The 22,368-nt window shown below is 59.9% G+C and carries 26 protein-coding genes and 1 pseudogene; 25 read left to right on the forward strand and 2 right to left on the reverse strand.

The features are described 5' to 3' along the window. Positions 1-112: 112 nt before the first annotated feature. From NKH03_RS17315 to NKH03_RS17370, 12 genes and pseudogenes are all read left to right on the forward strand, one after another. Positions 113-838 carry a FadR/GntR family transcriptional regulator gene (locus NKH03_RS17315; protein ID WP_352969467.1) on the forward strand — a complete coding sequence of 242 codons (726 nt, stop codon included), beginning with the start codon at positions 113-115 and terminating at the stop codon, positions 836-838. A 67-nt stretch (positions 839-905) separates the two neighbouring features. Next, entirely contained in the window at positions 906-1,886 is a 981-nt protein-coding gene (locus NKH03_RS17320) for a mannonate dehydratase (RefSeq protein WP_352969522.1), read from the forward strand. A gap of 46 nt (positions 1,887-1,932) precedes the next feature. Continuing rightward, entirely contained in the window at positions 1,933-2,856 is a 924-nt protein-coding gene (gene kdgD / locus NKH03_RS17325; protein WP_352969469.1) for a 5-dehydro-4-deoxyglucarate dehydratase, read from the forward strand. A 149-nt stretch (positions 2,857-3,005) separates the two neighbouring features. Then, a pseudogene (locus NKH03_RS17330) lies at positions 3,006-3,203 on the forward strand (transposase); the annotation flags it as partial. A 761-nt stretch (positions 3,204-3,964) separates the two neighbouring features. After that, positions 3,965-5,200, forward strand: a complete 1,236-nt coding sequence (locus NKH03_RS17335) for a tyrosine-type recombinase/integrase (RefSeq protein ID WP_352969471.1) — start codon at positions 3,965-3,967, stop codon at positions 5,198-5,200. Beyond that, positions 5,197-5,640: a hypothetical protein gene (locus tag NKH03_RS17340; RefSeq protein ID WP_352969473.1), complete on the forward strand. Its 444-nt coding sequence runs from the start codon at positions 5,197-5,199 to the stop codon at positions 5,638-5,640. Before NKH03_RS17335 ends, NKH03_RS17340 begins: the two co-directional genes overlap by 4 nt. Positions 5,641-5,932: 292 nt before the next feature. Beyond that, positions 5,933-6,520: a hypothetical protein gene (locus NKH03_RS17345; protein ID WP_352969475.1), complete on the forward strand. Its 588-nt coding sequence runs from the start codon at positions 5,933-5,935 to the stop codon at positions 6,518-6,520. A gap of 27 nt (positions 6,521-6,547) precedes the next feature. Beyond that, positions 6,548-6,808: a hypothetical protein gene (locus NKH03_RS17350; protein WP_352969476.1), complete on the forward strand. Its 261-nt coding sequence runs from the start codon at positions 6,548-6,550 to the stop codon at positions 6,806-6,808. A gap of 54 nt (positions 6,809-6,862) precedes the next feature. After that, positions 6,863-9,517, forward strand: coding sequence for an AAA family ATPase (locus tag NKH03_RS17355; protein ID WP_352969477.1), 2,655 nt, complete (start codon positions 6,863-6,865; stop codon positions 9,515-9,517). Continuing rightward, on the forward strand, positions 9,514-9,657 hold the full coding sequence (locus NKH03_RS17360) for a hypothetical protein (RefSeq protein WP_352969478.1): 144 nt from the start codon (positions 9,514-9,516) through the stop codon (positions 9,655-9,657). The genes NKH03_RS17355 and NKH03_RS17360 overlap by 4 nt, the downstream gene beginning before the upstream one ends. Before the next feature lie 130 nt (positions 9,658-9,787). Next, positions 9,788-10,366, forward strand: coding sequence for a hypothetical protein (locus NKH03_RS17365; protein WP_352969479.1), 579 nt, complete (start codon positions 9,788-9,790; stop codon positions 10,364-10,366). Then, the gene (locus NKH03_RS17370) at positions 10,363-10,707 is read left to right on the forward strand and encodes a hypothetical protein (protein ID WP_352969480.1); all 345 of its coding nucleotides are present in this window, start codon (positions 10,363-10,365) and stop codon (positions 10,705-10,707) included. The genes NKH03_RS17365 and NKH03_RS17370 overlap by 4 nt, the downstream gene beginning before the upstream one ends. Here the strand turns inward: NKH03_RS17370 and NKH03_RS17375 are convergent. Continuing rightward, a complete protein-coding gene (locus tag NKH03_RS17375) occupies positions 10,704-11,057 on the reverse strand; it encodes a hypothetical protein (RefSeq protein ID WP_352969481.1) in 354 nt (117 codons plus the stop codon). The two genes, NKH03_RS17370 and NKH03_RS17375, sit on opposite strands and share 4 nt — an antisense overlap. A 502-nt stretch (positions 11,058-11,559) precedes the next feature. Between NKH03_RS17375 and NKH03_RS17380 the strand changes: the two genes are divergently transcribed. The 13 genes from NKH03_RS17380 to NKH03_RS17440 all read left to right on the forward strand — a co-directional run bounded on the left by NKH03_RS17380 (position 11,560) and on the right by NKH03_RS17440 (position 21,726). Beyond that, complete coding sequence (locus NKH03_RS17380; RefSeq protein WP_352969482.1) at positions 11,560-11,796, forward strand: hypothetical protein; 237 nt, start codon at positions 11,560-11,562, stop codon at positions 11,794-11,796. 230 nt (positions 11,797-12,026) lie between these two features. Continuing rightward, positions 12,027-12,764, forward strand: a complete 738-nt coding sequence (locus NKH03_RS17385; RefSeq protein WP_352969483.1) for a hypothetical protein — start codon at positions 12,027-12,029, stop codon at positions 12,762-12,764. Positions 12,765-12,937: 173 nt separating this feature from the next. Then, positions 12,938-13,891: a hypothetical protein gene (locus NKH03_RS17390; protein ID WP_352969484.1), complete on the forward strand. Its 954-nt coding sequence runs from the start codon at positions 12,938-12,940 to the stop codon at positions 13,889-13,891. A gap of 211 nt (positions 13,892-14,102) precedes the next feature. Next, positions 14,103-14,591 (forward strand): hypothetical protein, encoded by a 489-nt coding sequence (locus NKH03_RS17395; RefSeq protein ID WP_352969486.1) that lies wholly within the window; start codon positions 14,103-14,105, stop codon positions 14,589-14,591. Beyond that, the gene (locus tag NKH03_RS17400; RefSeq protein ID WP_352969488.1) at positions 14,588-15,121 is read left to right on the forward strand and encodes a hypothetical protein; all 534 of its coding nucleotides are present in this window, start codon (positions 14,588-14,590) and stop codon (positions 15,119-15,121) included. The genes NKH03_RS17395 and NKH03_RS17400 overlap by 4 nt, the downstream gene beginning before the upstream one ends. Positions 15,122-15,388: 267 nt before the next feature. After that, positions 15,389-15,811, forward strand: a complete 423-nt coding sequence (locus tag NKH03_RS17405; protein WP_352969490.1) for a hypothetical protein — start codon at positions 15,389-15,391, stop codon at positions 15,809-15,811. Positions 15,812-15,914: 103 nt separating this feature from the next. Continuing rightward, positions 15,915-16,640, forward strand: a complete 726-nt coding sequence (locus NKH03_RS17410) for a hypothetical protein (protein ID WP_352969491.1) — start codon at positions 15,915-15,917, stop codon at positions 16,638-16,640. Then, positions 16,640-17,323 (forward strand): hypothetical protein, encoded by a 684-nt coding sequence (locus NKH03_RS17415; RefSeq protein WP_352969493.1) that lies wholly within the window; start codon positions 16,640-16,642, stop codon positions 17,321-17,323. Before NKH03_RS17410 ends, NKH03_RS17415 begins: the two co-directional genes overlap by 1 nt. A 38-nt stretch (positions 17,324-17,361) precedes the next feature. Next, positions 17,362-17,823, forward strand: coding sequence for a hypothetical protein (locus NKH03_RS17420; RefSeq protein WP_352969495.1), 462 nt, complete (start codon positions 17,362-17,364; stop codon positions 17,821-17,823). Positions 17,824-18,050: 227 nt separating this feature from the next. After that, a complete protein-coding gene (locus tag NKH03_RS17425; RefSeq protein ID WP_352969496.1) occupies positions 18,051-18,356 on the forward strand; it encodes a hypothetical protein in 306 nt (101 codons plus the stop codon). Positions 18,357-18,564: 208 nt separating this feature from the next. Further along, positions 18,565-20,175, forward strand: coding sequence for a hypothetical protein (locus NKH03_RS17430; protein WP_352969498.1), 1,611 nt, complete (start codon positions 18,565-18,567; stop codon positions 20,173-20,175). 48 nt (positions 20,176-20,223) lie between these two features. Further along, on the forward strand, positions 20,224-20,550 hold the full coding sequence (locus NKH03_RS17435; protein ID WP_352969500.1) for a hypothetical protein: 327 nt from the start codon (positions 20,224-20,226) through the stop codon (positions 20,548-20,550). 345 nt (positions 20,551-20,895) lie between these two features. Beyond that, positions 20,896-21,726, forward strand: coding sequence for a glycosyltransferase domain-containing protein (locus NKH03_RS17440; RefSeq protein ID WP_352969502.1), 831 nt, complete (start codon positions 20,896-20,898; stop codon positions 21,724-21,726). 333 nt (positions 21,727-22,059) lie between these two features. Here the strand turns inward: NKH03_RS17440 and NKH03_RS17445 are convergent, their stop codons facing one another. Beyond that, on the reverse strand, positions 22,060-22,353 hold the full coding sequence (locus NKH03_RS17445; RefSeq protein WP_352969504.1) for a hypothetical protein: 294 nt from the start codon (positions 22,351-22,353) through the stop codon (positions 22,060-22,062). Positions 22,354-22,368: the final 15 nt, after the last annotated feature.

The raw sequence follows: 22,368 nt of genomic DNA on the forward strand, positions 1-22,368 counted from the left end.
CTCCCTACGCTATCATGCCGAACATACTATGTCGTTCGTATGTCGTATTATGATTATAGGTGTTGTATTGAATTGGCAAGGGCTCCTTGCCGGGACGTGAGACAGGCGGGTAATGGCAAACGAAATCGGGCAGGCACCACCACGGGAACGGCAACGACTGGCGCAGCAGCTGATCGACCAGCTGCGCGGTCAGATCGAGACGGGCAAGCTGAAGGAAGGCGATCAACTGCCGACCGAACCGCAGCTGGCAGCGAGCTTTGGCGTGAGCCGTACCGTCGTGCGGGAGGCGATCGCGGATTTGCGTTCCGCAGGGTATGTGAAGCCGGTCCAGGGAAAAGGAGTGTTCGTCAGCGACCCCAGGGGCCATCGGAGTTTCGCGCTCACCGCCATTGAAATCAGCACCATCCCGGAAACCCTTGAATTGCTCGAGTTTAGAATGTCCACGGAGGGAGAGGCCGCAGCCATTGCCGCCTACCGCCGGACAGCCGAACAGGAAGCAGCTATCCGCGCCGCTAACCGTAGAATGGCGACATTGATCGAACAGGGCAAGCCGACGGTGGAGGCTGATTTCGATTTCCATATGGCGATTGCGGCAGCCACGAACAACAGGTTCTATGTTGACGTATTGCGCCATTTCGGGCCCCGCGCTATCCCCAGGGGGCAGTTCCCGACACTGCCGGACGCCAACGATCCGGACTACCTCGCAAAGGTCCATGCCGAGCATGTGGAAATCCTGTCGGCAATCGCCGATCAGGACCCGGATCGGGCTCGTCGGGCGATGCGCGCCCACATGATGGCCAGCCAGAAGCGATACAGGATTTTGGCAGAAACCCATTAAATACTCTCGACAGGTCCCAGAATTCATATTACGTCATACGATATGAGTTTTGTTTAAGGAGATCGCTGTGTATCTGGGAACACAGGTCGGTGCACGGGACGATGACGACTACAGAGTCTTTGCCCAACTCGGCGTAAAGCACATTTCAGCCGATCCGCCCGGCAATCCCGGGAACTGGTCGTTGCAGGATCTGGACCGCCATCGCGACAAAGTCGAAAGTTTCGGCCTGATACTCGATATGATCCAGCTTCCGCTTCCTTCTCAACCGATAGAAAAGGCATCCTACCCGGATATCCTGCTGGCGGGACCGGATCGGGACCGGCAGATTGATGCCGTCTGCCGGATGATCGAGAACTGTGCGAAAGCCGGCATTCCCGCGGCGAAATACAATCTCAATCTGATCGGTATTCCGCGCACCCCGCACGAGCCGGGCCGTGGCGGCTCCCTGAACGCCAGCTTTCGTTGGGACAAAGCCGATCAGCACGCAGTGCCCGGTCTGGCTGGCGTGCTTTCCGAAGACGAGAACTGGGAGCGGATCGACTATTTTCTGGAACGCGTTGTGCCGGTTGCGACCAGCAACCGCGTGCGCCTCGCCTGCCATCCACACGATCCCTATACGCCGCCTGGCTATCGCGGCGTGACGCGGGTGCTCGGCACCGTCGAGGGCCTGAAGAAGTTCGTCATGATGCGGGAAAGCCCCTATCACGGCCTGAACTTCTGTCAGGGATCCGTCGGGGAGATGCTCGACAATCCGAGCGAGGAAATCGACGATATCATTCGCTGGTTCGGGACGCGCGGCAAGCTCTTCAATGTCCACTACCGCAATATCCGAGGCGGCAAGCTCTCCTTCATGGAAACCTTCCCTGATGAAGGCGACATGGACATGGTCCGCTCGATGAAGGTCTACAAGGAGGTCGGCTACCGGTACATGGTGATGCCCGACCATGTGCCTGCGATCAGCGGCCGCGACCCGGACGGCGTCGCCTTCGCCTTTTGTTACGGCTACATCGCCGCGCTACTAGAGGCGCTCGAAACGTCGCCGACCTGAAAATGCGATCTCTCCACCCGCTGGTTCAAGAAGACAAGGATATCACATGGACCCGATTGAACTCAAAAAAGCCGTCGGCAACGGACTGCTTTCCTTTCCCATCACGCATTTTACTGCAGACCTGAAATTCAACGAGCCCGCGTATCGCAAGCATGTCGAATGGCTGGCCGGCTACGACGCGTCCGTACTGTTCGCCGCCGGAGGCACCGGCGAATTCTTCTCGCTCACGCCGTCAGAAATCCCCGATGTCATCCGTGCCGCCAAAGCGTCCGCCGGAACGACGCCGATCGTATCGGGTACCGGTTACGGCACGGCACTGGCTATCGAGATTGCAACAGCGGCCGAGAAGGCCGACGCCGACGGCCTGCTCCTTTTGCCGCCTTATCTGATGTTTGCTGAACAGGCTGGACTTGTCGCCCACGTCAAGGCCGTGTGTCAGTCCGTCGGCATCGGCGTGATCGTCTATAATAGGGACAACGCCGTTCTCACGGCGGACAGCATCGCCAGGCTCTGCGATGAATGCCCGAACCTGATCGGCTTCAAGGATGGCGTCGGCGATGTCGACAAGGTCATCGAGATCACCGCGCGGATCGGCGACCGGCTGGTCTATGTCGGCGGCATGCCGACGCACGAAGTCTACGCACAGGCCTATTTTGCAGCCGGTGTGACGACCTATTCCTCGGCGGTGTTCAACTTCGTGCCGGAACTGGCCCAGCGTTTCTATCAGGCGCTTCGAACCGGGAACCAGCCAGTGGTCGATCAGATCCTGAAGGATTTCTTCTTCCCATTCGTTGCGCTACGCAATCGAAAGAAGGGCTATGCCGTCTCGATCATCAAGGCTGGACTGAGAGCGCTTGGCCAGCAACCGGGCCCGGTTCGCCCGCCACTGACCGACCTGACGGCGGAAGAACTGAAGCTGCTTGAACGGCTGATCCAGGTCAACGACGTGGCAAAGATCGCCGCCGAGTAAACTGCTTTCAGTTGCCTCGACGAAGGTTGCACCGCCTGCTCAGCCCCGGCCACGCGCAGGACTGCCACCGCTTCCTCTCGTTAGCCACCGGGCGGAGATGGCCCTGTTCCGGCCGTCGATCCTCGACCCGCTGATGGGCGTGGCTTCGCGGCCGAATCTGCATGCACCGCAGGAAGATCAACATCTCAACCGTCATGGCCGGTCAAAGGCTCGGCATCAAGAAGATCGACGACGGCATTTGGCTCGTAAGCTTCATGCATTATGATCTGGGCTATATCTATCTGGAACAGAGGATATTGCAGACCATCGACAACCCGTTCGGCGCGAGGTTGTCACCCATGTCCTAGGTACAATCTGGCACCTGTCCGGCGGAGACTTCGCACCTAATGTCGGTTCTTGGCGCAACCGTGCCGCCTTCCCAAGAAGATGCCGATGGCCGTTCGTCGTCAGCCGGCGCGGGATGCCTGCTCCGAGCAAGCTAATCGTCATGGCTATCCAACAAGGCGACAAGCCGCCTGGCTGCGACGTTTCCTATGATTAGCTCCTCCAGCCACATATCTCCGACCCGAGATGTGGCGACGCGACGTCCGATTGTACGAAGCGCTTCAGATATCGAAACTGCGGTGGCCTTTGGCGTGGTCATCGAGATATCGGCCGACTGCAATCACCGCATCCTAATGTCATCCGGCAATTCCCGCGTGGCACCTCCCGTAGCGCGATCCGAACCTTGGCAGAATAAAGCGATAAGCCATTGATTTCTCCGCATACAGATAACCGGTGTCTGGCACGGGGCATCCGGCAAACGCTTCGCCTGCTATCTCTGCTGCTTACATTGTGCTTACATTGCATTGCCGTGTAAGCAAGAGATGCCCCGGAGGGCGTCTCTTAGTCGCTTGATTTCCCTGAGGAAACTGGAGCGGGTGAAGCGATTCGAACGCTCGACCCCAACCTTGGCAAGTGTGTGCTCCGAAGGTAACCGGTGGATAGCGGAGTTTACAAAGCCTCCGATTTCGCAGAAAAGCAATAGCTTAACGGGTTTCTCCGGGTTATAGTGGGGTACGCCGGTTCACGCAATCGGTGCTGCCCGCGTGCTGCCCCGAGATTTGCCGTGCTGTCCAAGACCAAGCTTACCGACGCTGTTGTTGCCCGCGCCGCGCTGCCTCCTGGCAGATCGGAGGCGGTGATTTGGGACACCGAAGTGACCGGCTTTGGCCTACGGCTCCGTGGCGGCGCCCGCACCTACATTGTTGCGTATAGACCCGCCGGCCTGGGTCGGGCGGTCAACACCAAGCGCATCAGGCTCGGCACCCCGGAAACTATTCGGACCGTGGCGGACGCGCGGAAGCTTGCGTTCGCAACCTTGGGCAAGGTTGCCGCGGGGGGGGATCCATCGAAAGATCGAGCGGAGGAAAAGCGTCGCGACAAGGCGCGGGTGTCGAAGCTGCTCGATCGCTACGAGGCCGACTTGAAGCGGCGCAACTACGTCGCCTGGAAGATGGTCCTGAGCGTCCTGCGGAGACGGCTGAAGAAACATGCTGAAAAGGACATTGCCCAGCTTAAGGGCACCGATTTTGCAGCCATCATCGAGGCCTTGGAGCGAGCCGGCATGCAAGGTGCTGCCGATGAATTCCGCTCGCGCTGCCGCGCGTTCCTGGCCTTTTGCCAGGTCAAGGCGAAGGTGATCGACAGCAATCCGCTCTACGGCTACCGCCGGCAGCGCGCCACCAGGTCGGACCGCCTGACCAAACAGCGGCACGGGCGAGCTCTATCAGACAATGAGATCGTTCGGGTATGGAACGCCGCGAAGAAGGGCACAGTTTTCGGCCGCTTCGTTCGCTTCCTCATTATTACGGGCTGTCGCCGCGGCGAGGGTGCAGGGCTCGAGCGGAAGATGGTCGACCGGACGGACCCAAAGAAGGTCGTCATCAATCTGCCGGCGACATTCGTGAAGCAAGGGCGCGGCCACACCATCGGCGTGTCGAAGCAGTTGGACGCGCTGTTCGCTATCTGCCCAGTCGACTCGCGGTCCGACCTGATGTTTCCATCTGCCCGCACCGGTGGGCCGATGAGCGGTTGGAATAAGATGACGGCCGCTCTGGTGAAGGATAGCGGCGTCGACTTCACCTTCCACGATCTTCGCCGGACATTCCGCACCGGTCTGAGCCATCTGGGGATCGACACGGAGACGGCAGAATTGTCATTGGGCCATGCTCGGGAAAACCTGATCGAAATCTACGACAGGGACAACGGCGCGGAGCGTGTCCGCGCTGCGTTCGAAGCCTGGTCAACCCATGTCGATCGCGTCATACAAGGTGCAAAGGCCTCTCCCGGAGCTTTTGGATGACGGCGAAGTTTGGCGACATCGTTGGGGAGGGGAAATTACCAGCACCAGCGCCGAGCGATGGATTCGATATGTTGATCGCGCTGGCTGCCCGATACGACGTTGAGCCCGCCGATCTCTTGGAGCGGCTCTCAGGGTCAGATGTGTTGGCAAAGATATGTCGTGATGTGTTGGGTCTTCCTGGTTCACAGAAAGGCCCCGGGCGCGAGCCGGACGACGATCTGAACTGGCGCCTGTTTCGCTTCGTTATCGAATATCGTCTCCTACACCGCGCGAGCCTTAATCAGGCAATCCGCGAATGGGTCGCGGTAAACGGGGGCGAGAACGAAAAAGCATCTGCCGAAGGCAATGCCCGTAGGCGGTTCAAGCGCCAATTCAAACGGTGGGGCTCGATCGCCACCCTTCAGTTGCTTTACATGGAGCGGCCGCCGGAGGGGACATAATTTGCGGCGGTTTCTGTCCCTGCTACCGGGGGTTCCTCTCGGCTACGCTTGATCAATCAACAAACGATCAACTGGACCGCCCTATGCCATCGATGCCGCAAAATGCCCCCAATCTCGCCGCCCTGCCGGCGGATGCCCTGCTTACCCGAAAGCAGATGTCGGCACTGTCAGGCTTCACCGAGCAAGCCTTCAAAAAATGGGCACGCCTCCGGCGCGGTCCCAACGTCACGGTCATCGAGGGTCGGCCTCGTTATCGCGTTGCTGATGCCCGCGCTTGGCTTGGGGCCACCCAATGAGCCTCTTGCGGCGCGCCCTAGTCGAAATGCCCCGCGGCCCCGATGACATCGTCGAGTTGTTCGGACCGGCCAGGGTGCGAGAGATCACCATCGCCGCGTTAAAAGCCACGGGATGTGCGCTCGAGAGCGACCCCGAAACTGTCGAGCGGCTAATCGGATATGCGGCCAAAGTCGACGTCGAACCGTGGCTGAGAGAGTGGCAGAAGTCCTCCGAACCAGCCAGCCAGGGGCGACCGCGCACAGACCTTTTCGAAACCATCATCTACACAGCGGCGCTGTACCGCTTCAGGGGCACGATCAGAAACCCCGCCGCAGTCGCCGCGAAGTGGTTGGGTGAGCCCGCGACAAAAGACAAGGTCGAAAAGCGCGACCAGAAGTTCAGGCGAATCTTTGCCCGGGTGTATGAGCATGTCGGGCTTTCGCGCGCGATCGGGGTTGAGCGACCCGCCCAACTCCTGCTTGACGTGATCCTCGACCTCGAGAGGTTGGACGCCAAGATGGCGGCCGAGCGAGCCGCTGGAGCTCGCGCCAAAAAGACTACCCGCCATGCGTCTTTTTCGGCGCAACTATCGCCGGCAAATTGATCGCCCTCAACAAGGAAGGCGACCATCATGCAGATCCAGAAATCCGAATACGTGCCTTGGCGCGACCGCGCGTTTGTTTCAATCCCGGAGGCGGGCGAGATCGTTGCCCGATCTTCCGACTGGGTTCGAAACCGCGTTGCCGAAGGTAGGCTTTGCGGCTGCCGCGTGACGGCAGGCGGCCCGCTCGTCGTTAGCGTTCGCAGCCTCGTCGATCTCGTTGACAGTGCTTTGCTTGCCACGCCGCCAGTGCGCGGGCCGCGTCTCTACCTGGCCGTCGATAACACCTAGAAAAGCAAAAGCCGGCCCCGCGCCAACGGAACCGGCCAAGAAGGTATCAGCGCCGTGAACATAGCTCAAAAGCCACCTTCCGCGCAACCGAGTGTCTTCGGCGATATCCTGAAGACGCGGATCCCAGACCGCCAACACGACAAAATTCGAGAGTTGTTTCCTGCTGCTCCCGATCCCGTCGAGCAAAAGGAAATTTCGTTCTCGGTACTGGAGAGTAGCGGCGCGCTCGCGAAAACATTCAGCGTCGATATCTCGACGGGTAAGCCTGTCAGTTCGCGGAGCCCCGGCGTGGCAACCGGGCATGCCCGCCGCATATCGCTTGCCGGCAGCGCGCCAGAGATCGCCACAGCATTTGCGGAGCAGTTGAGGAGCCTTGGCCCTCGCGAAGCCCTCGTCCTAGTTCCGCCGCCGGCGGGAGCGGAAACCGCACAGATTGTCACTGCGGCCATGATGGACGCCGGGTCGGACGCGATCTCGCGAAGCAAGAGCTTCTTCGTGCACCAGGAGTGTCCGGCCGTGCTCGGCCTCGACTTCGATGTGAAGGACTGGCCCGCCACGATCAGGGATCGTGTGGCGGCAACGCCAAGTCAAATTACCGGCGTTCTCGCGTCGGTGTTTCCCGAGTTCGGGGCAGTCTGCACGGTTCTTCGGCCTTCATCATCGACCGGGGTCGTTAACTCGCAGAACGGGCTGACGACGGGCGCCAACAGCGGGCAGCACCGGTATCTTTTTGTCGCCGACGGATCTGATATCGCGTCCTTTGCCGATAGGCTCTTCGCGCGGCTGGTGCTCGCTGGATTTGGCTTCCCGTTCATTACGAGGAATGGCGCCGTGTCAGTCCGCACGCTCATCGACAAGGTGGCGACGAAAGGACCGGAGCGACTTTGGTATGAGGCAGACGCGCTGCTCGACGACGTGCGGCTTGCCTACATGCCGGGAGCTCGCGAGCCCCGCATAATCAATCCCAACGGCAGTTTCTTGGACACCCGAAAATTTGCTGCGCTCTCGCCGGAAGAAGACTCGGAGTTTGCTCGGCGGGTCGACGAGATCAAGAGTTCTTGCGCATCAGAGGCTAAGGCAATTGCGGGCCGCTATCGCGCCGACGAGGTTGAGCGGTACGTTTCGGCTGGCGAGACGCGCGTCACGGCAGAGCGCATCGTCTTGGCTGCATTGGAGCGGTCCGACCTGATGGGCGGCTTCCAGATCAATCTTGATGATGGCCGGCGCGTGACGGTCGCGGAGATCTTGGCAGACCCTGAGGAGTTCCACCGCAAGACTTGTGCGGATCCGATCGAGCCCGAGTATGGCGGCGGTCGGAACAAAGCGATCATCTACACCGACGGCGCTTATCCCCACATTGCCAGCCAGGCGCACGGGGGCGCGGACTATCGACTGGTGCCGGACTTCGCCGTGCTCTACTTTGAAAAGCCCCCTCGCGGCGGTCTAAGCGTCGTAACAGGGTTGGTTGACCCCAAGTCGCTGCCGGTCCGCACCTTCTTGATTGAGCCGCGGTTGCCAGTCGGCGACGTCACGCAATGTGTCGGCGAGCCTGGAATCAGCAAATCGACTTTCGCCATCCGTGACGCGGTGATCGTAGCGACAGGGAAGCGCGATGTGCTTCGCGGCGCCAACGGCGAATGCCACGAACTACTGCACAAGGCCGGCGCCGTCTTGGTCTACAATGCCGAAGATCGGCTGAGCGAGATGGAGCGCCGACTGGCAGCCTGCCAGCAATATCTGCGGCTGAAGCCCGAGGACATGAAGCACCCGATTATCCTGTGGTCTGGTGTTGACGCCGAAACGCTGACGATCATGCATCGACCGGACGCCCGTAAGCCGCTGTGCCGCGCGCCAGGTGCGGATCTGCTGGAGGCGAGAATTGTCGAGCACAAGCCGCTCCTGGTCGTTCTCGACCCGCAGGTGAGTCTGATGTCGGGCGGCGCCGAAAACAGCAATGACGACGTCAACGCCCTTCTGCAGGAGATCGCCAACATAGCCGCCAAGCATGGCTGCTGCATTGAGATCCTGCACCATACGAGCAAGGCAAGCCGCGATCACCGGGGCGATATGGGCGCCGGCCGCGGGGCCTTTGCTGCCGTCGGCAAAGTACGCAGTGCCTTCACCCTGACCAACGTCACTGGCGAGGACGATGAGAAGGCCTGGGGCGTGTCGCCCGCCGATCAGCTGATCCGGCTCGATTACGCCAAGGTGTCTCACAATCGGAAGCCGACAGAGCCAACCGTGTTTCGCCGGCTGAGCGTCCCGGTGAACAATGGGTCCGATATTCCGCAGGGTGCAGCGGCGGCGCTCTTTCAAGACGATCCCGCCGAAAGGCTGAAAGCCGAGGGCGACTTCGCCCCGGTGCTAGAATTGGTCGACGTGAAGAGCCGTGTTGGAGCCGCACGCGACGTTTCCGACGACGAGGCGCTGACTGTCGCCCGGATAGTCGACTCGGTGATGGCCGGTTTCGACGAGTGCAATCTGTCCGGCATCTGGGCGACGTTGGGCGAACATCTTCGGCGGGAGGGCCTAATCAAGGCCAAACAGCGGCCGGCTGTTACGGGGTACGTGACCGCAATCATTACGGGAGCCGGACGCGTAATCCAGCGCGGTGGACAAGATGTCCGACTTCGCGTGTTCAAAAAGAAGGATGGCGATACGGCGCCGTGGTTTGTTCGCCGTGAGCCGGTCGAGGCTGGTGCGTTATGAAGATGCTTGTCGGTCCTTATCGCCAGCTTATCGGCGACAAGCAAAACAAGCAGCGGAAACAGGCACTTACGCTGTATGTCGCCAGCTTGTCGGTGCTTGTTTTCTGGAAACAAGAAACAAGACGTCGAAAAACCCAATGATTTCAACGCTTGTTTCTTGTTTTTGCTTGTCGCTACTACGTAGGGGGTTGTCGGACCGACAAGCCCGACCCCCGTACGGTAGGCGATCGGTTTTCGGAATACCTCATGCACTCTTCGCAGAAATCCAGCCATGAAGAGAAAGCGGCCGCAACACGCGCCAACGGCGTGGCAAACATCCGCGCAATGGCGGATGATCGGATCGGCGGCCATCCGCGAGTGGAACGCCAAGCGGTTCAACCTTCCGAAATGCAATGCCGCTCGGAAGAGCGACCGCGAGCCGTGCCGGCATATCGCGATGGAGAACGGCAAGTGTTTCATCCACGGCGGCCGGACCCCGCGCGGCGAAGAGTGGCATCGAACGCAATGGCCCGACGGAAAATCGCCTGATGCCGAAAAGAAGCTTCGGAAGAAATTGGCTGAGCGGGAGCGCGCGGCAAGGAAGCGCTCAACGCGCCTGGCCGCAATGTCGCCCGAGGAAAGGGACCAACACGACGCATGGCACGCTGCCCGCACACCCGGCAGCGCGGCCGCGCGCCAGCGAAAGCGCGATGAGCGCAAACAGGCCGCGGAGATCCGCGCCATGTTGGAGCGGCCGCAGCCGGCCCCGTCGGCAGAGACTGCCGAGCTTGCAAAACAGATAGCGGCGTTGCGGGCTGAGCTCGAGGCGCGCCGCGTCGATCCACAGAAACCAACTGGGGCATTCGCATGAGCAACAACGACGACAACGAGCTTGACGATTTCGGCGGCGACGATGAGGCCGTGCGGGCTGAGATAATCCGCCGCGCGAGGGTTGAAGGCATCAAGGTCGCATATGAAAGCGCGCTGGAGATATGCCGCGACAAGGCACAGACGGCGGTCGCCAGGGCCTCGTCGCAACGCACGCTGTTGCAGATCGGCGGCATGCTCGACCGAGCAGACCGCAACGCCAGCGCCGTGAAGGATGTGTCCGAAATGGACGGCGACGAGTTGAGACAGGCAACTGAAGCTGTCTTGCGGAAACGGCAGCGTACCGTCGCCGCTTCAAAGCCGACCGGCGGCGCCTTCGATTAGTTTGGCTCCAACGCGGCCATGCTCCAATCCTGCAGATAGGCCTTGATCGACGTTTCCATGAGCGATGCGGGCAAGATCATCGCGAACAAGTGGAGTGAGGCCAAGCCTGGCGGGTTCAAGCGGTGATCGATTCTCACGTCCCACATGCGCGCGAGATCCATCCCCGCTGTTTCTGCGTACTGCGCCCTGAACTCTCGTGCCAAAGCGCGGTAGCGCGGAAGCTGCTCCGCTGGGAACACTAGCTGCACCAGCATCATCTGAACCCCGGTTTCGGGGATTTGGGACGGATGAAGAATGTCCCATTGAGCCGTTCCGGGCTTGTGCATCGTGAAACGTGACAACTCGGGCATTTCTGTACTCCTTACGCTACAACACACGTTGAGGCCCGCTGCGGGGAGCAGCGGGCTGTAGAAACTTGTTGATCTCAGCGAGGGCGCGCCTAACTGGCGGCCCCGGCCTTCAAATTCTCGTGCCGGCGAAGCAGATTGGAGCAGCGCTCCCTGATGAGTGCGCTCGACGAATGCCGCTGCATCGCGTCGACTTCATCGATTAGCTCCCCCATTGCCTCCGGATCGGCGCATTCCCTTTCAGCACGGCGCAACTCTGACGCAATCTGAAAGAACAAAATCGCTTCGTTCTGGCATGTACTCGTGATCATCGTTTCTCTCCGTTTTTTTGTTTAGCGATGATAATAACGAGCCGTTGGCCAACGTCCGTCAACAGCTATTTTTCGTAGATTTTGTTGATCGTTATTGATCACGGAAGCCGTCGCACACAACTCGCGCAAAGCATTGGCGGGAATGCTTTGTGGGGTGATGAGAGTGGAAAAATGTTGATCTTGGTGATAGGTCGTTGATCTCGGATGAACCAACAGTTTATGTGCCGCTGGGGCTGTGCGTGGCCTATCTGGCGTGGCGATTCTTCGCGCCGTCGTTCTTCATGAACCGCGAGGTCGCGCGCTATGCTCGGATGGATGCGCAGCGAGAATATGAGCGCGGCAAGCTCGCGGAGGCCTTGGCGCCGCTCGAGCCAAAAGTAGGTTCATACGAGGTTGAAGCTGCGATCGACCGTTATCTGGACGGGCGTTGACCCGAAAAATGGCACAAAACACGGCTCTGCTTGCAAGCCGCTACCATGTCGACAATCTAAGCCCCTGATATCATTGGCCAGCGAACAGTATCAATAATGCAGTTGGTAGCGCTCTACCCTCTCGGCGGGGCGACAACTCCACGCCCCGGCTAGGTGCGCCACGGCAGACGAAAGGCAAAAGGGTTAGGGTCGATCTGGCGAGCGCGGCAGGGCCGCGCCCTGGCCGCCATGTGGCCGCAGCCCCGGTGCCACCCCTCGGCATACTCCCAATCGCGCGGCCAGAACCCCGGCGGAGGGCCGCAGGAATTTGCGGTCAATTCAAACTTCGAACGCAAAACCTCGCCGAAAGTCGCTCGATATTTCCGATTTTTCCGCGCTATGGACCGCCGTATCGTCATCATCGGACAACTGGATCCGAGCCGATGCCGACCGAATACATCATTCCTTACGCCGATGACGGACACGCTGAAGGCGATCCGCCGAGCCGTGACGTGATCGAGTTCGATGAGCAGATCGACCGGTTTATTTTCAGCTTCTGGAAGGTGACGCTGCCACACGTCGACGTCGCTTTCGAACTGTCCTGGGTCTTGGGCTGCCTCCGCAAATTTCGGGCGCCGTTCCAGTTGGACGTCGAGCGCAGGGACAAACTGATCAAGGCAATCGCTGACGCCGCCGTCTCGGTCGTTCGCCGGCTTCCGAACTATCAGCCTGGCAACATCATCGTTTGCATGAGCGCGGTGGCGGTCATCGTCGAGCATTGGGCCGAAGACGAGCAACAGCAGGAGGCCCATCATCCACACCGGATCGAGGACGCTTGGCTGCACGTGAGAATGTTCGAACGCGACCTCCGCAACATCTCGGATTACGCCTGGCTCCAGCAGCGCAAGGCGCAGCGCCAGCAGGAGGTCGTTCGCGATTTGGTCGCAACGGCCATCGGTCAGGTTGGTGCCGAGAAGGTCGCCGCTTGATGCTGGTTTTCGACGCAGCATCCGTGTATATTTTCGTCGCCGGAACACACGCGGACCTCGGGCAGCCGCTCCGCCACGGGCTCGCCCGTAAGTTCAACCGAACACATCCAGATCGCGACTTCCGCAGAGCATTGCTCGCACGCGCCGATGGTTCGAATTGACGGAGTGTTCCAGTGGCCGGTCCTTGGGAAAAATATCAGACGACGCCTGACGTGCCGCCCGGCTTCCGCATCGTGTCGCAGCCGGCGCCGGCTAAACCTCGGTTCCCTGGCGTTCCGGTAGACGCAGCCCCGACAAGTGACCCGTGGGCGCAGTTTCCCGACGCGCCGGCGGCGAACATCTTCGACCAGTTCGACGCTCCGGCGGCGAAGCAGCCGCCGGCCAGCCCCATCGGGCCGTTCCCCGGCATGCTGGAGCAGGGCAACATTGACCTGAACGCGCGCCCGATCGTCAAGAACGCTGACGGCTCCTACAGCACTGTGCGGTCGATGTCGTTCGGGGACGACAGCGGCCGTGAAATCCTGGTGCCGACCGTCTCGCAAGACGGCAAGATCATCGAAGACGGCGCCGCTGCTGACCAATACGGCAGGACCGGGCAGAACCTCGGCAAATTCGACACGCCAGCCCACGCCGATATGTACGCGGAAGCGCTCCACAAGGCGCAGGACCAGCATTACGGCGCGCAGGCACAGGCGCAAACGGAAAACGTGTTCGATCAGTTCGACGACATACCGCCAGGCTTCAAGATCATCTCACATCCAGCCACTGCCAAAGGGGCGCGAGTAGGCAACGGTGCATTCGGATCAACTGCTGGCAGCCAGCCTGTAATCCTCGAGATCAACGGACGGAAGGTTGAGGTCGACGAAGGTTTCCGGTCGATGGCGCGAGAGCAGCAAGATGCCACTGTCGACGAAATCGCCAAATCGTTGTCGAGCCCAGAAGGGCCGTGGACAAAGTACGGGAAGCAAACCACGGCGGCGCTCGACAACAGCGATCCGTGGGCCGCTTTTCCAGATGCCGCACAAGCCATTCGCCCTGGTGTTAAGACATTGAATTCGAAGGTCAGCGCGTTGAATTCCCTGCGGACTTCTCGGACGCGGAGATTTCCGACTCGCTGGCGTCCCTGAAGCCCATAAGCAAGCCGTGGTTTCCGGGTGTGCCTGTCAGCGCAGAGCCGACGCACTCCACTGCAAAGGATGTCGGCCTTTCCTTTGCATCCGGTGTTCCACGGGGGGCTGTTGAAACGGCAATGACGCCGATACCCTCAACCGGGTTGGCGAAGGCATTGGAAGTTGGCTGTTCGACAAAGCGGAGGGGCCGGTGCGGTCCGCGCTTGGCATGGAGCCGGCAACGCCTGGGCCTGAGCGTGACCGGTTCAAGGATTTCCTGATCAACCCTCTCACAGGCTCTGTGAACTACGGCCTTCGAACGATCACCGGCAATGACAACGCAGATGTGCGCGCCGGGATCTACGACGCGCAGGACCGGACGCGCGAAGTCATGGACGCAGTGCTGCATAAGCCGGAAACGACGGCAGGAAAGTACGCCGGCAGGATCGGCGAGTTCGCCACGCCTGGCGGCTTGCCAAGCAAAGCGGCGCGGCTCGCCGGGACCGGTCGCGAGATTGCTCGCCACATGGCGGAAGACATGTTCGGCAATGTCGTGATGCCGGCGGTCGCTTCCGAGGCGGCCGGGCAGGCGACCGAAGGGACCCAGTACGAAGGGTTGTCACGCTTTCTCGGCGCGCTGTTCGGCAACGCAGGGACGGCCGTCGGGCTGCCTACAACACGCCGGAGAGTGTGGTGCGGCGTGCGACCAGCGAAATGACAGATGCCGATTGGCAGCGCGCGCTCGATCTCCAGGGCAACACCACAGGCGTTCGGCTCACGGGGTCAGAAGCCATCGCCCAGGCGACTGATGGAGAGAGCGCGCTTCCGAACCTTCTTCGTGTCGTGGAGGGCTCGGTAGACGGGCGTGCGCGCACCGCGCCGTTCTTCTCACAGCGCCCCGGCCAGGTCGATACCGCCGTCGGCAATGTGCTGGACCAGATCGCCCCGCAGAGCGCGCAGCCGTCGACGCTTGGCCCGCGCGCTGCGGAAGCCGCGGGCAATGTGATCGACAACACCCGCCAGGACATCAACGCGCAGACGCGCCCGCTCTACGACGCAACTGGTCCGGTCGGCCCTGCCGGCCCCACGGCGCCGCAAGTCGTCCCGCAGGCGCAGTTCGCTCCGATCGCCGCAGACCCGCGCTTCGCCGCCGGCTTGGCGCGGCTGCGCGGCAACGCCGAGCTCGCGCCGGACTATGCAGGCATGCCCGACAACTCGATTGCGGTCGTCGACGCCGCACGCAGTTGAACCCGCTCGAGCAAGGCCCGGTCGGGCGCGTGGCCGTCGCTGGTGACACGCAGACCGCCGGTAATGCCATCCTGCCGCAGAACCCGCTCACCGGCTCCGGTGGCGAGGCTGCGGATGCGACCCGTCGCCTGGTGGCCGGAGATCCCGAGACAACGGCCGCTCTTGTGCGGCAGAACCTGGCCGACCGATTTTCAAAGGCCAATACCGAAACGCAGGAGGGCGTTCGGGACTTCGCTGGCGCCAAGTTCCACAAGGACGTCGCCGGCAATGACGCCCGTCAAGAAGTGCTCGATGCCGTTCTGCGCCAAATTCCGGGGTGGGCGGGCCGCCGACAGGATGCCGGAACTGCTGGACGTCCTCCAGGCCACCGGACGGCGCAAGCAGATCGGCAGCGCGACGGAGTTCAATCGATCGATGAATGCGGACCTGGGCGGCGCCGCATCTCCCGCCGGCATGGCAGTCAACCTCGTGAAGTCTTTGGGCACATCGGTCGTGAAAGCCGGCGATGTCGCCAAGCGGGCCGCGCTACGCAGCAACCTCAAAGCCTTGGCCGACATGTTCATCGATCCGCAGTCTGTCGAGCTAATCCGAAACGCCAACAACCGCGGCGCCAGGATTGGCCTTGGCGAAGCTCTGGCACGCACCGGTGCCGAAACTGGCGGCTTTTACGATGCGCAGGGATCGCGCTAATAAGGTGCGTTCATGGAATCTGCACTATTTTGCCTATCCTAGCCATGGATTGCGCTGCAACCCGAACCGTCTAAGGTAGGCGCGAATGGTGGGGGATGTCAGAATGGGCGACGACTGGTCGGTGGAGTCCCTGCGGTTTTCGCTTTTCAGCAGCGAAGTTCCGAAGGGGACCGACGCAGATTGGACCGAGCTTACTGGACAAGAAGAGGCTGAAACACGCCAGAATGTACCAGGCGGGAAAGTGTACGTGGGCGAGTGGGGCCTTGGCCGCCTTACGCTGGGGTTTGGCCCCGGTCGGGTAGATGTTGTATTGGGGAATAAGGCCGCTACGCCGGACCACCCTGGCCTCCCCGTATTTGCGAAGTGGCTCGTCGCTCTTGAAGAATTTCAAGAACTGACCTCAAGGTTTCTAGGCAATTTCTCTCGTCCGGTAACGCGTATAGCGTTTGGAGCAGTGCTGCTGCAACACGCCGCCAGTGAGGCTGAAGTGAATGCATTGCTTCAGACCTATATTAAGGCTGTAAAAATAAACGAACGATATGAAGATGTACTTTATCGGGTAAATTCTCCTGTTGTTAGTATTGTTGATGGCGGAAAGATAAATAGAATAACCAACTTTGCATCATTGAAGATACAAACCGGAGCGTTTAAGCTTGGGAGTGTAGAGCCGCCGATCATTCTCGGCGATGAGGCATTCGCGGCGCGACTGGAACTAGATCACAGCACCAGCGCGCAGAGGGCTAGCCCGTTTGATTCTAATTTGGTAGTTCCTATATGGAATGAGCTTATAGGCCTCGCGCGTGAAAACGCTGAGATTGGTGAAATGTGATGAGTGCTGTGGCCTTGGAGTTTGACGACGCTGGCACAAGGCCTTTTTACGTGCCCACAGTCAGGGCCTACAATCCTCCACTATCGCCCGAGACGAAGTTGCGCTCGCCACCCTTCGACTTTTTGCCTTTCGGTATCGAATTGCAACAGGCCGCGGACATGATGGGTTGGGCGGCCGGCTTTGGGAGCGAGCACTCGATTGATTCCAAAAATAACACAGCGCTCCCGGTGGCTATAACCAATTATATGCCGCAGCCGAGCGGACTGCATCCCTTTCAGATTGCCTCAGGCGCGACCGATTTTCAGTCATGGGCCTCCCGGCTCGCGCTTGTTCCGGTGAGCAGCGGAGCACTGGCTCCTGCCAACACGAACTACGGGCAGACAACGACTGCTCAGCAGTCTGGTGCTTTTCCTAATATTGCCGCTCCTGTGGAGCTTAAGGCAAGAGCAGCTATGCTTTGGAACTCGATAGAGGCGGGCACCAGGACACCTTCGGTTTGGGCGGATGAGGGGGAGATTGCTTTCGAATGGAAATGGGGGGATCGCCACGCGATCTTGAGTCTCGAGGAAGATGGCGCGATTGGCTACGCAATGTACTCGGATGGGCAGTTTTTCCCTGGCGGAGAGGTAGCTACTCAAGAGAAGCTGCCGCAGGATCTCCTCAATTACCTAAGCATGAAATAGCGAGAAATGAGTGTCCTAGAGAACTGGTTATTCAGAGCGTGCATTCGTCCGGCTTGATTAAAAATAACGAGCCCATCGTCTATGCTTTGATAGACCCAGATCAAATCGAAGGCGGAGGAATAAAGGACTTCAAGAAAGAGCGCTTGAAGAAGTCTGAACTTAGTGTCTGCCGGGCTTGGGACGCGAGTGCTGAGGAAGCCCGCGCGTATATAGTGGCAAAACAGCTAGAGAAAATAGCCACTAGAACGGACGAGGGCTACGCTTGGACTCCCGCAAAAGACATCAGGGCAATCAGACTTACAGGCCTCGATATCGGGGCGTTTTGCGTGGTTGATGACGGCCTCGAAGATTTCAAGGCTCATGCGGTGCTAGGTTATTCCAAAGCTCCAGAGGGCTATGATGGTAATAAATTGGCAAACCAGCGCGAAGCTGCTCGGGGTAATCTGCTGCTCTTGTTCTCGAAAAGTCGGCGAGGTTGGGAGGATTGGTCTTTCGGCTAATTATTTCTATCCAGACAGGATTTCCGCCCACGGTCTGGCATTTTCTGACCAACAATTCTACAATGGTGCGCGCCGGAACAGAGCAGAACTCGGGCCTCTGCACCAACCGCTTCGGATCACACCGGGGCTAACGTCAACGGACTTCCAACAAGCATCTGAAATCTGAGCGCGGAGCACGGCTCCGGCGCCACGATGCGATCTGGAAGCGACGTTTTTGGTGCATCAAAATGCCTTCTCCCCAGAAGCCGCCGATCGCTTACGACTACGTGGCGTTCCAACAGGAACAACAGCAAAACCCATTTCCCGGTTCGCAACTCAAGAACGACCTGGCCAATCTCAAAAAAGGGGTCGACGAGACGATCGACGCACTGGCCGACGTTCGGCGCAGTGACGGCAAGCTGCAGAACCAGAGCGTCACGCCCGACAGTCTCACGCCGGCGACGCTGGCGCTGATCACGGGCGAGGGCGCAACCGGCCCCACGGGGGCCATCCGGCCCGGCAGGAACCGGCGCAACGGGTCCGACAGGGCCTAGCGGGGCCGCTGGCCCGGCAGGCGCCACGGGGCCAACCGGCCCGGAGGCGAGCGGTTTTCCGACGGCTGTCGCTTCGACATTCCTCCAGCGTAATTCCGGCAACACGGCCTACGACGCCAAGACCGCGGCTGACGTTAGCCTGGCCCTGACGGCACCCGCGTACACGACGCCGGCACTTCTCCCCGGCCTTGATACGTCAAAATTCGGGTTGGCTTACACAACCGATTTCGGCAACGAGGCGTGGTATAAGTGGAGCAGCGCAGATCTGTCATCGCGCACCGTCATTCAGAGCATCACGTCGGCCACGGTCAGCAGCGCCACCGACACGATTACGAAAGTCGGGCACCTGCTGTCGACCGGATCAGGTCTTGTGCCGACCACAACCGTCAACGGTGCGACAGCGAATACCGTCTATTACGCCATCAAGGTCGATGACGATAATTTCAAGCTCGCCGCGACTCCGGAAAATGCTTATGCCGGAACGCCGGTAGTCGATCTGACAGGCACGACAAATTTCACGCTGAAGCAGATCCGCGATCCGCTTCAGGATGTCTATGTCATCAAGACCGGCGGGTCTGTGGACGGATCGGGGGGCGCCTGGGTGAAGTCCCAAGCTGCGCAGGACATCGGCATTAGCCGGGCAAATTACCATCGTTTCAATGATCGCCTCCTGGTCGGCCTCGGTGCGACCGGGTGGATGGGAGACCACTCCGGCACATTGGGATCAACCGGCATGGGCTCGTGGCTTGGCGATGAAATCGCGCCCGGTTCCGCCTATGCGATGTCGTATCTCTTGACCTCTGCCCAAGTGGCGTCCGTCACTTCGGGTGTAGCGGGGCATGCCGGCACTGGAATTTTCGGTGCGGCCAAATCGCCAGATGGTGCAACCAACCATAGCTTCATGGGTGGATCCTTCTACGCGTCTGGCCACGGCACCAGCTTGGGAAGTGTCGGCTGGGGTCTCTATGTGGAGGCGGTGAAGCGGCCCGGCTCGAATAGCACCATGAACGGCATGGAACTTAAGATAACAAACCTCAACTCCACGCCGGTTAACCCGGTGGCCACCCCAGAGGCCAGCCGCAGTTTCGGCCTCTTGCTAGCATCTGGCGGCGGTAATGCGGCCCCCTATGATGCCGACTGGGCTCAAGCAATTGGCCCCAATGGGGCTAAGTTCCGCGTAGGCCTCGTGTTCTTCCGCAATGGCCTTACCAAGGACGCCACGACCAACTACCAGCACGCCATCCTCCTGCCCGACAAGAACCTCATTGAGTGGTACACGAGTGACGCACTGGGTAACGTTGGGTTCAGCGTTCACGGTGAGGTGTCTGCACTAGCCAACCAGCAGCGCTTCGTGGTTTCGGACACGGGTTTCGCCATCGCGAATGTTGGTGGTGCGAACCTATTTCGGGTCGCGTGGGTGGCGAGTGCCGTCAATTCCTTCACGATGCAGCCCGGCGCGACTGGTGTACAGCCGGTTCTGCTTACTGCAGGTTCTGACACCAACATAGACTTCATCGCACGCGGCAAGGGTACCTCTGGTGGTGCGCTGCAAGACGGCGCGTCGTCCAGCAAGATCATGTGGAACGTCAACGGTGTTGGCTTTGGTGGAACAGTGCCTCGCAACATGACGGGCTGGTCTGTCGATACCGGCACGGCCAAGCGCACCGCCAACGCGACCTATTCAGCCACGGCTGAGGCCGCCTATACCCAAGCGACGATACAGACGCTTATGAACGCCGTCCGCGATCTGTCGCAGACAGTCAAGGCCTTGAAGGACGATCTTCACCAGACGGCAGGCTATGGCCTGCTGCGCACTTAAGAAACCGTAGCCCCCGGCTTTCGCAGAATGTAAACCTCGGTCATCGGCGTGACGCGGGTGATGCTCCTGTGGAGCGCAACGAACAACGCCAACGCGAAGACCGTCCGCTTCAAGTTTGGTGGCTCGACGTTCTACGCCGTGCCGATCACGACGGGCGTCATGTGCCAGTGCCTTCTGGAGATCCGCAACCGGAACAGTGTGTCAAGCCAGGTGGGTGCGCAATCCGCCTTCAATGGTATTGGCAATGGTGGCGCAGCCGTGACCACTGCGGTGGTCAATACGGCCAACGCTGTCACCATGCTGATCACCGGCGAACTGGCGAATAGCGCGGACACCATCACGATCGAAGCCTATTCGATAGAGGTCCTGCACTAAGCGCGTCCTTGCCGTCGCATCCTGCGGCGGACCCAAATTCCGCTTGGCTGGGCGCCTATCCCACCTAGGCACCCCAACCCGCCCTTGCGGCGCCGGCCATCCTCTCCCTGTTTATTTACGAGATTCGGTTTCGGCGTGATCTTCTCCTCAATCCTAACCTTTGTCGCCGATCTCTTTCGCCATCGCCAGAGGATGACGCGGGCTCATCTCAATCGCCAAACTGGCGAGAGGTTTCTCTAAGGCCAACGGATCACTGTGCGACCCAGGCGGGCTGGTGTCGGGCATGCGCGGCCTCTAATATGGACGCCTCGCCACTTTGCTCACTCCAAAACCAATGGACAGCCCTTGAGAAAACTATTCGGCAAAATCGCGACGTGGGCGCGCCTGCAAAGACCGCGCCGAGTGGTCTATACGTGCCTGTTCGGCTACTCCGAGCATTTCGTCGACCACCACTACGAACGAGATGATGAGACCGACTTCTTGTGTTTCACCGATGACAAAAGCCTCACGTCTGATTTCTGGCGCTTTCGCTACCTGGATTCCACTGAGCTTGGTCCGGTTAGAACCTCCAAGAAAGCGAAAATATTACCGCACCGCTATCTCGCAACCTACTCACGCAGTCTTTACATCGACAACACGGTCAAGCTCGTGGCGCCGGTTTCGACGCTGTTTGAGATGCTGGACGCATCGGCCGTGCCTATGATGTGTTTTGCACACAACATTCGCAATTGCATTTACGAGGAGGCCAAGGAGGTGGTCGCCCTGAACTACGACAATCGCCCGACGATCGAAAGCCAAATGTCACGATATCGGGCAACCGGCCACCCTGAGAAAGCGGGGCTAATTACTGGATCGACGCTGTTCAGAAGACACAATGACCCCACGGTCAAATCTGTCATGGAGGATTGGTTCGCCGAAGTGCAAGCCCACTCCTACCGCGATCAATTGTCCTTCAACTACGTAGCCAGGCGAAGGGATTTCCAGCCGGCGCTGTTGAAGGGGAATAGCCATGACAACGACATTATGAAGTGGCCTGTCGTGGTAGGCCCACGCTTGCCCCGCAAGTTTCGAGACGACGTTTATCTGGCACTGAATCCTGACATCAAAGCTGCCGGTATGAACCCACGCCAGCATTATTTGCTACACGGAGCGTCCGAGGGCAGACGTTGGGAGTAAATCGGGTGCTGGCAGTTTTGGACCTGCTCCAAGATAGAACTGATCAGTCCGCCCACGCCAGCATCATGATGCACGATCGCGTCTTGAATTGCCTCGCAGACGCTACCGGTGTCCCTCCTCGATCTCGGCGCTGCTGATGCCCTGAAATCTAACAGCGAAGGGTGCCCCAGCTTGACCCATTGCGTTGCCGGCCGCTTTAGGTCCTTCGGCGCTGGCCCGGCATGCTCCTGCACGCGCTTCCATACCGTTCCCGCATCTCCCGGTTCAGGGTGATGGACGCCGAGCCGACGTAGCGGCCTGTCAAGGCGGCCAACGTGTAAGCGAGGGTCTTGGTCATCCTTTGAAGCGCTCGGTGTACCAAGTGATTTTGCCGTCGATCTTCATCGGCTTGTGGATCATCAGGCGTTCGGGCAAGTGTTCCGGGTGCACCTCGAGGAGCGTGATCTTGATCTGAGGTTTGCACCGGCTGCAATCGAACTTCAGAGTCTGCGGATCGCCGCCGCCGCCGTAGACCATCATCAAATCGGCCGATCGGCAGTAGCGGACATTGCCGCAACTGCATTCCGCTTTCACAAACATGTTGTGCCGGGTCGCCTTCCCCAGCGTGTCGATCGGATCGTGCGCCATGAGAACGAATAAAGA

The organism is Mesorhizobium sp. M1406 (genome assembly GCF_040317555.1).
Taxonomy (GTDB): Bacteria; Pseudomonadota; Alphaproteobacteria; order Rhizobiales; family Rhizobiaceae; genus Mesorhizobium.

Coding starts and splice junctions, on each gene's coding strand:
- NKH03_RS17400 (WP_352969488.1), top strand. CDS start 14,588: ATGACAGATGCCGATTGGCAGCGCGCGCTCGATCTCCAGGGCAACACC.
- NKH03_RS17365 (WP_352969479.1), top strand. CDS start 9,788: ATGAAGAGAAAGCGGCCGCAACACGCGCCAACGGCGTGGCAAACATCC.
- NKH03_RS17340 (WP_352969473.1), top strand. CDS start 5,197: ATGACGGCGAAGTTTGGCGACATCGTTGGGGAGGGGAAATTACCAGCA.
- NKH03_RS17370 (WP_352969480.1), top strand. CDS start 10,363: ATGAGCAACAACGACGACAACGAGCTTGACGATTTCGGCGGCGACGAT.
- NKH03_RS17345 (WP_352969475.1), top strand. CDS start 5,933: ATGAGCCTCTTGCGGCGCGCCCTAGTCGAAATGCCCCGCGGCCCCGAT.
- NKH03_RS17410 (WP_352969491.1), top strand. CDS start 15,915: ATGGGCGACGACTGGTCGGTGGAGTCCCTGCGGTTTTCGCTTTTCAGC.
- NKH03_RS17350 (WP_352969476.1), top strand. CDS start 6,548: ATGCAGATCCAGAAATCCGAATACGTGCCTTGGCGCGACCGCGCGTTT.
- NKH03_RS17315 (WP_352969467.1), top strand. CDS start 113: ATGGCAAACGAAATCGGGCAGGCACCACCACGGGAACGGCAACGACTG.
- NKH03_RS17445 (WP_352969504.1), bottom strand. CDS start 22,353: ATGGCGCACGATCCGATCGACACGCTGGGGAAGGCGACCCGGCACAAC.
- NKH03_RS17375 (WP_352969481.1), bottom strand. CDS start 11,057: ATGCCCGAGTTGTCACGTTTCACGATGCACAAGCCCGGAACGGCTCAA.
- NKH03_RS17395 (WP_352969486.1), top strand. CDS start 14,103: ATGGAGCCGGCAACGCCTGGGCCTGAGCGTGACCGGTTCAAGGATTTC.
- NKH03_RS17360 (WP_352969478.1), top strand. CDS start 9,514: ATGAAGATGCTTGTCGGTCCTTATCGCCAGCTTATCGGCGACAAGCAA.
- kdgD (WP_352969469.1), top strand. CDS start 1,933: ATGGACCCGATTGAACTCAAAAAAGCCGTCGGCAACGGACTGCTTTCC.
- NKH03_RS17405 (WP_352969490.1), top strand. CDS start 15,389: ATGACGCCCGTCAAGAAGTGCTCGATGCCGTTCTGCGCCAAATTCCGG.
- NKH03_RS17425 (WP_352969496.1), top strand. CDS start 18,051: ATGCCTTCTCCCCAGAAGCCGCCGATCGCTTACGACTACGTGGCGTTC.
- NKH03_RS17415 (WP_352969493.1), top strand. CDS start 16,640: ATGAGTGCTGTGGCCTTGGAGTTTGACGACGCTGGCACAAGGCCTTTT.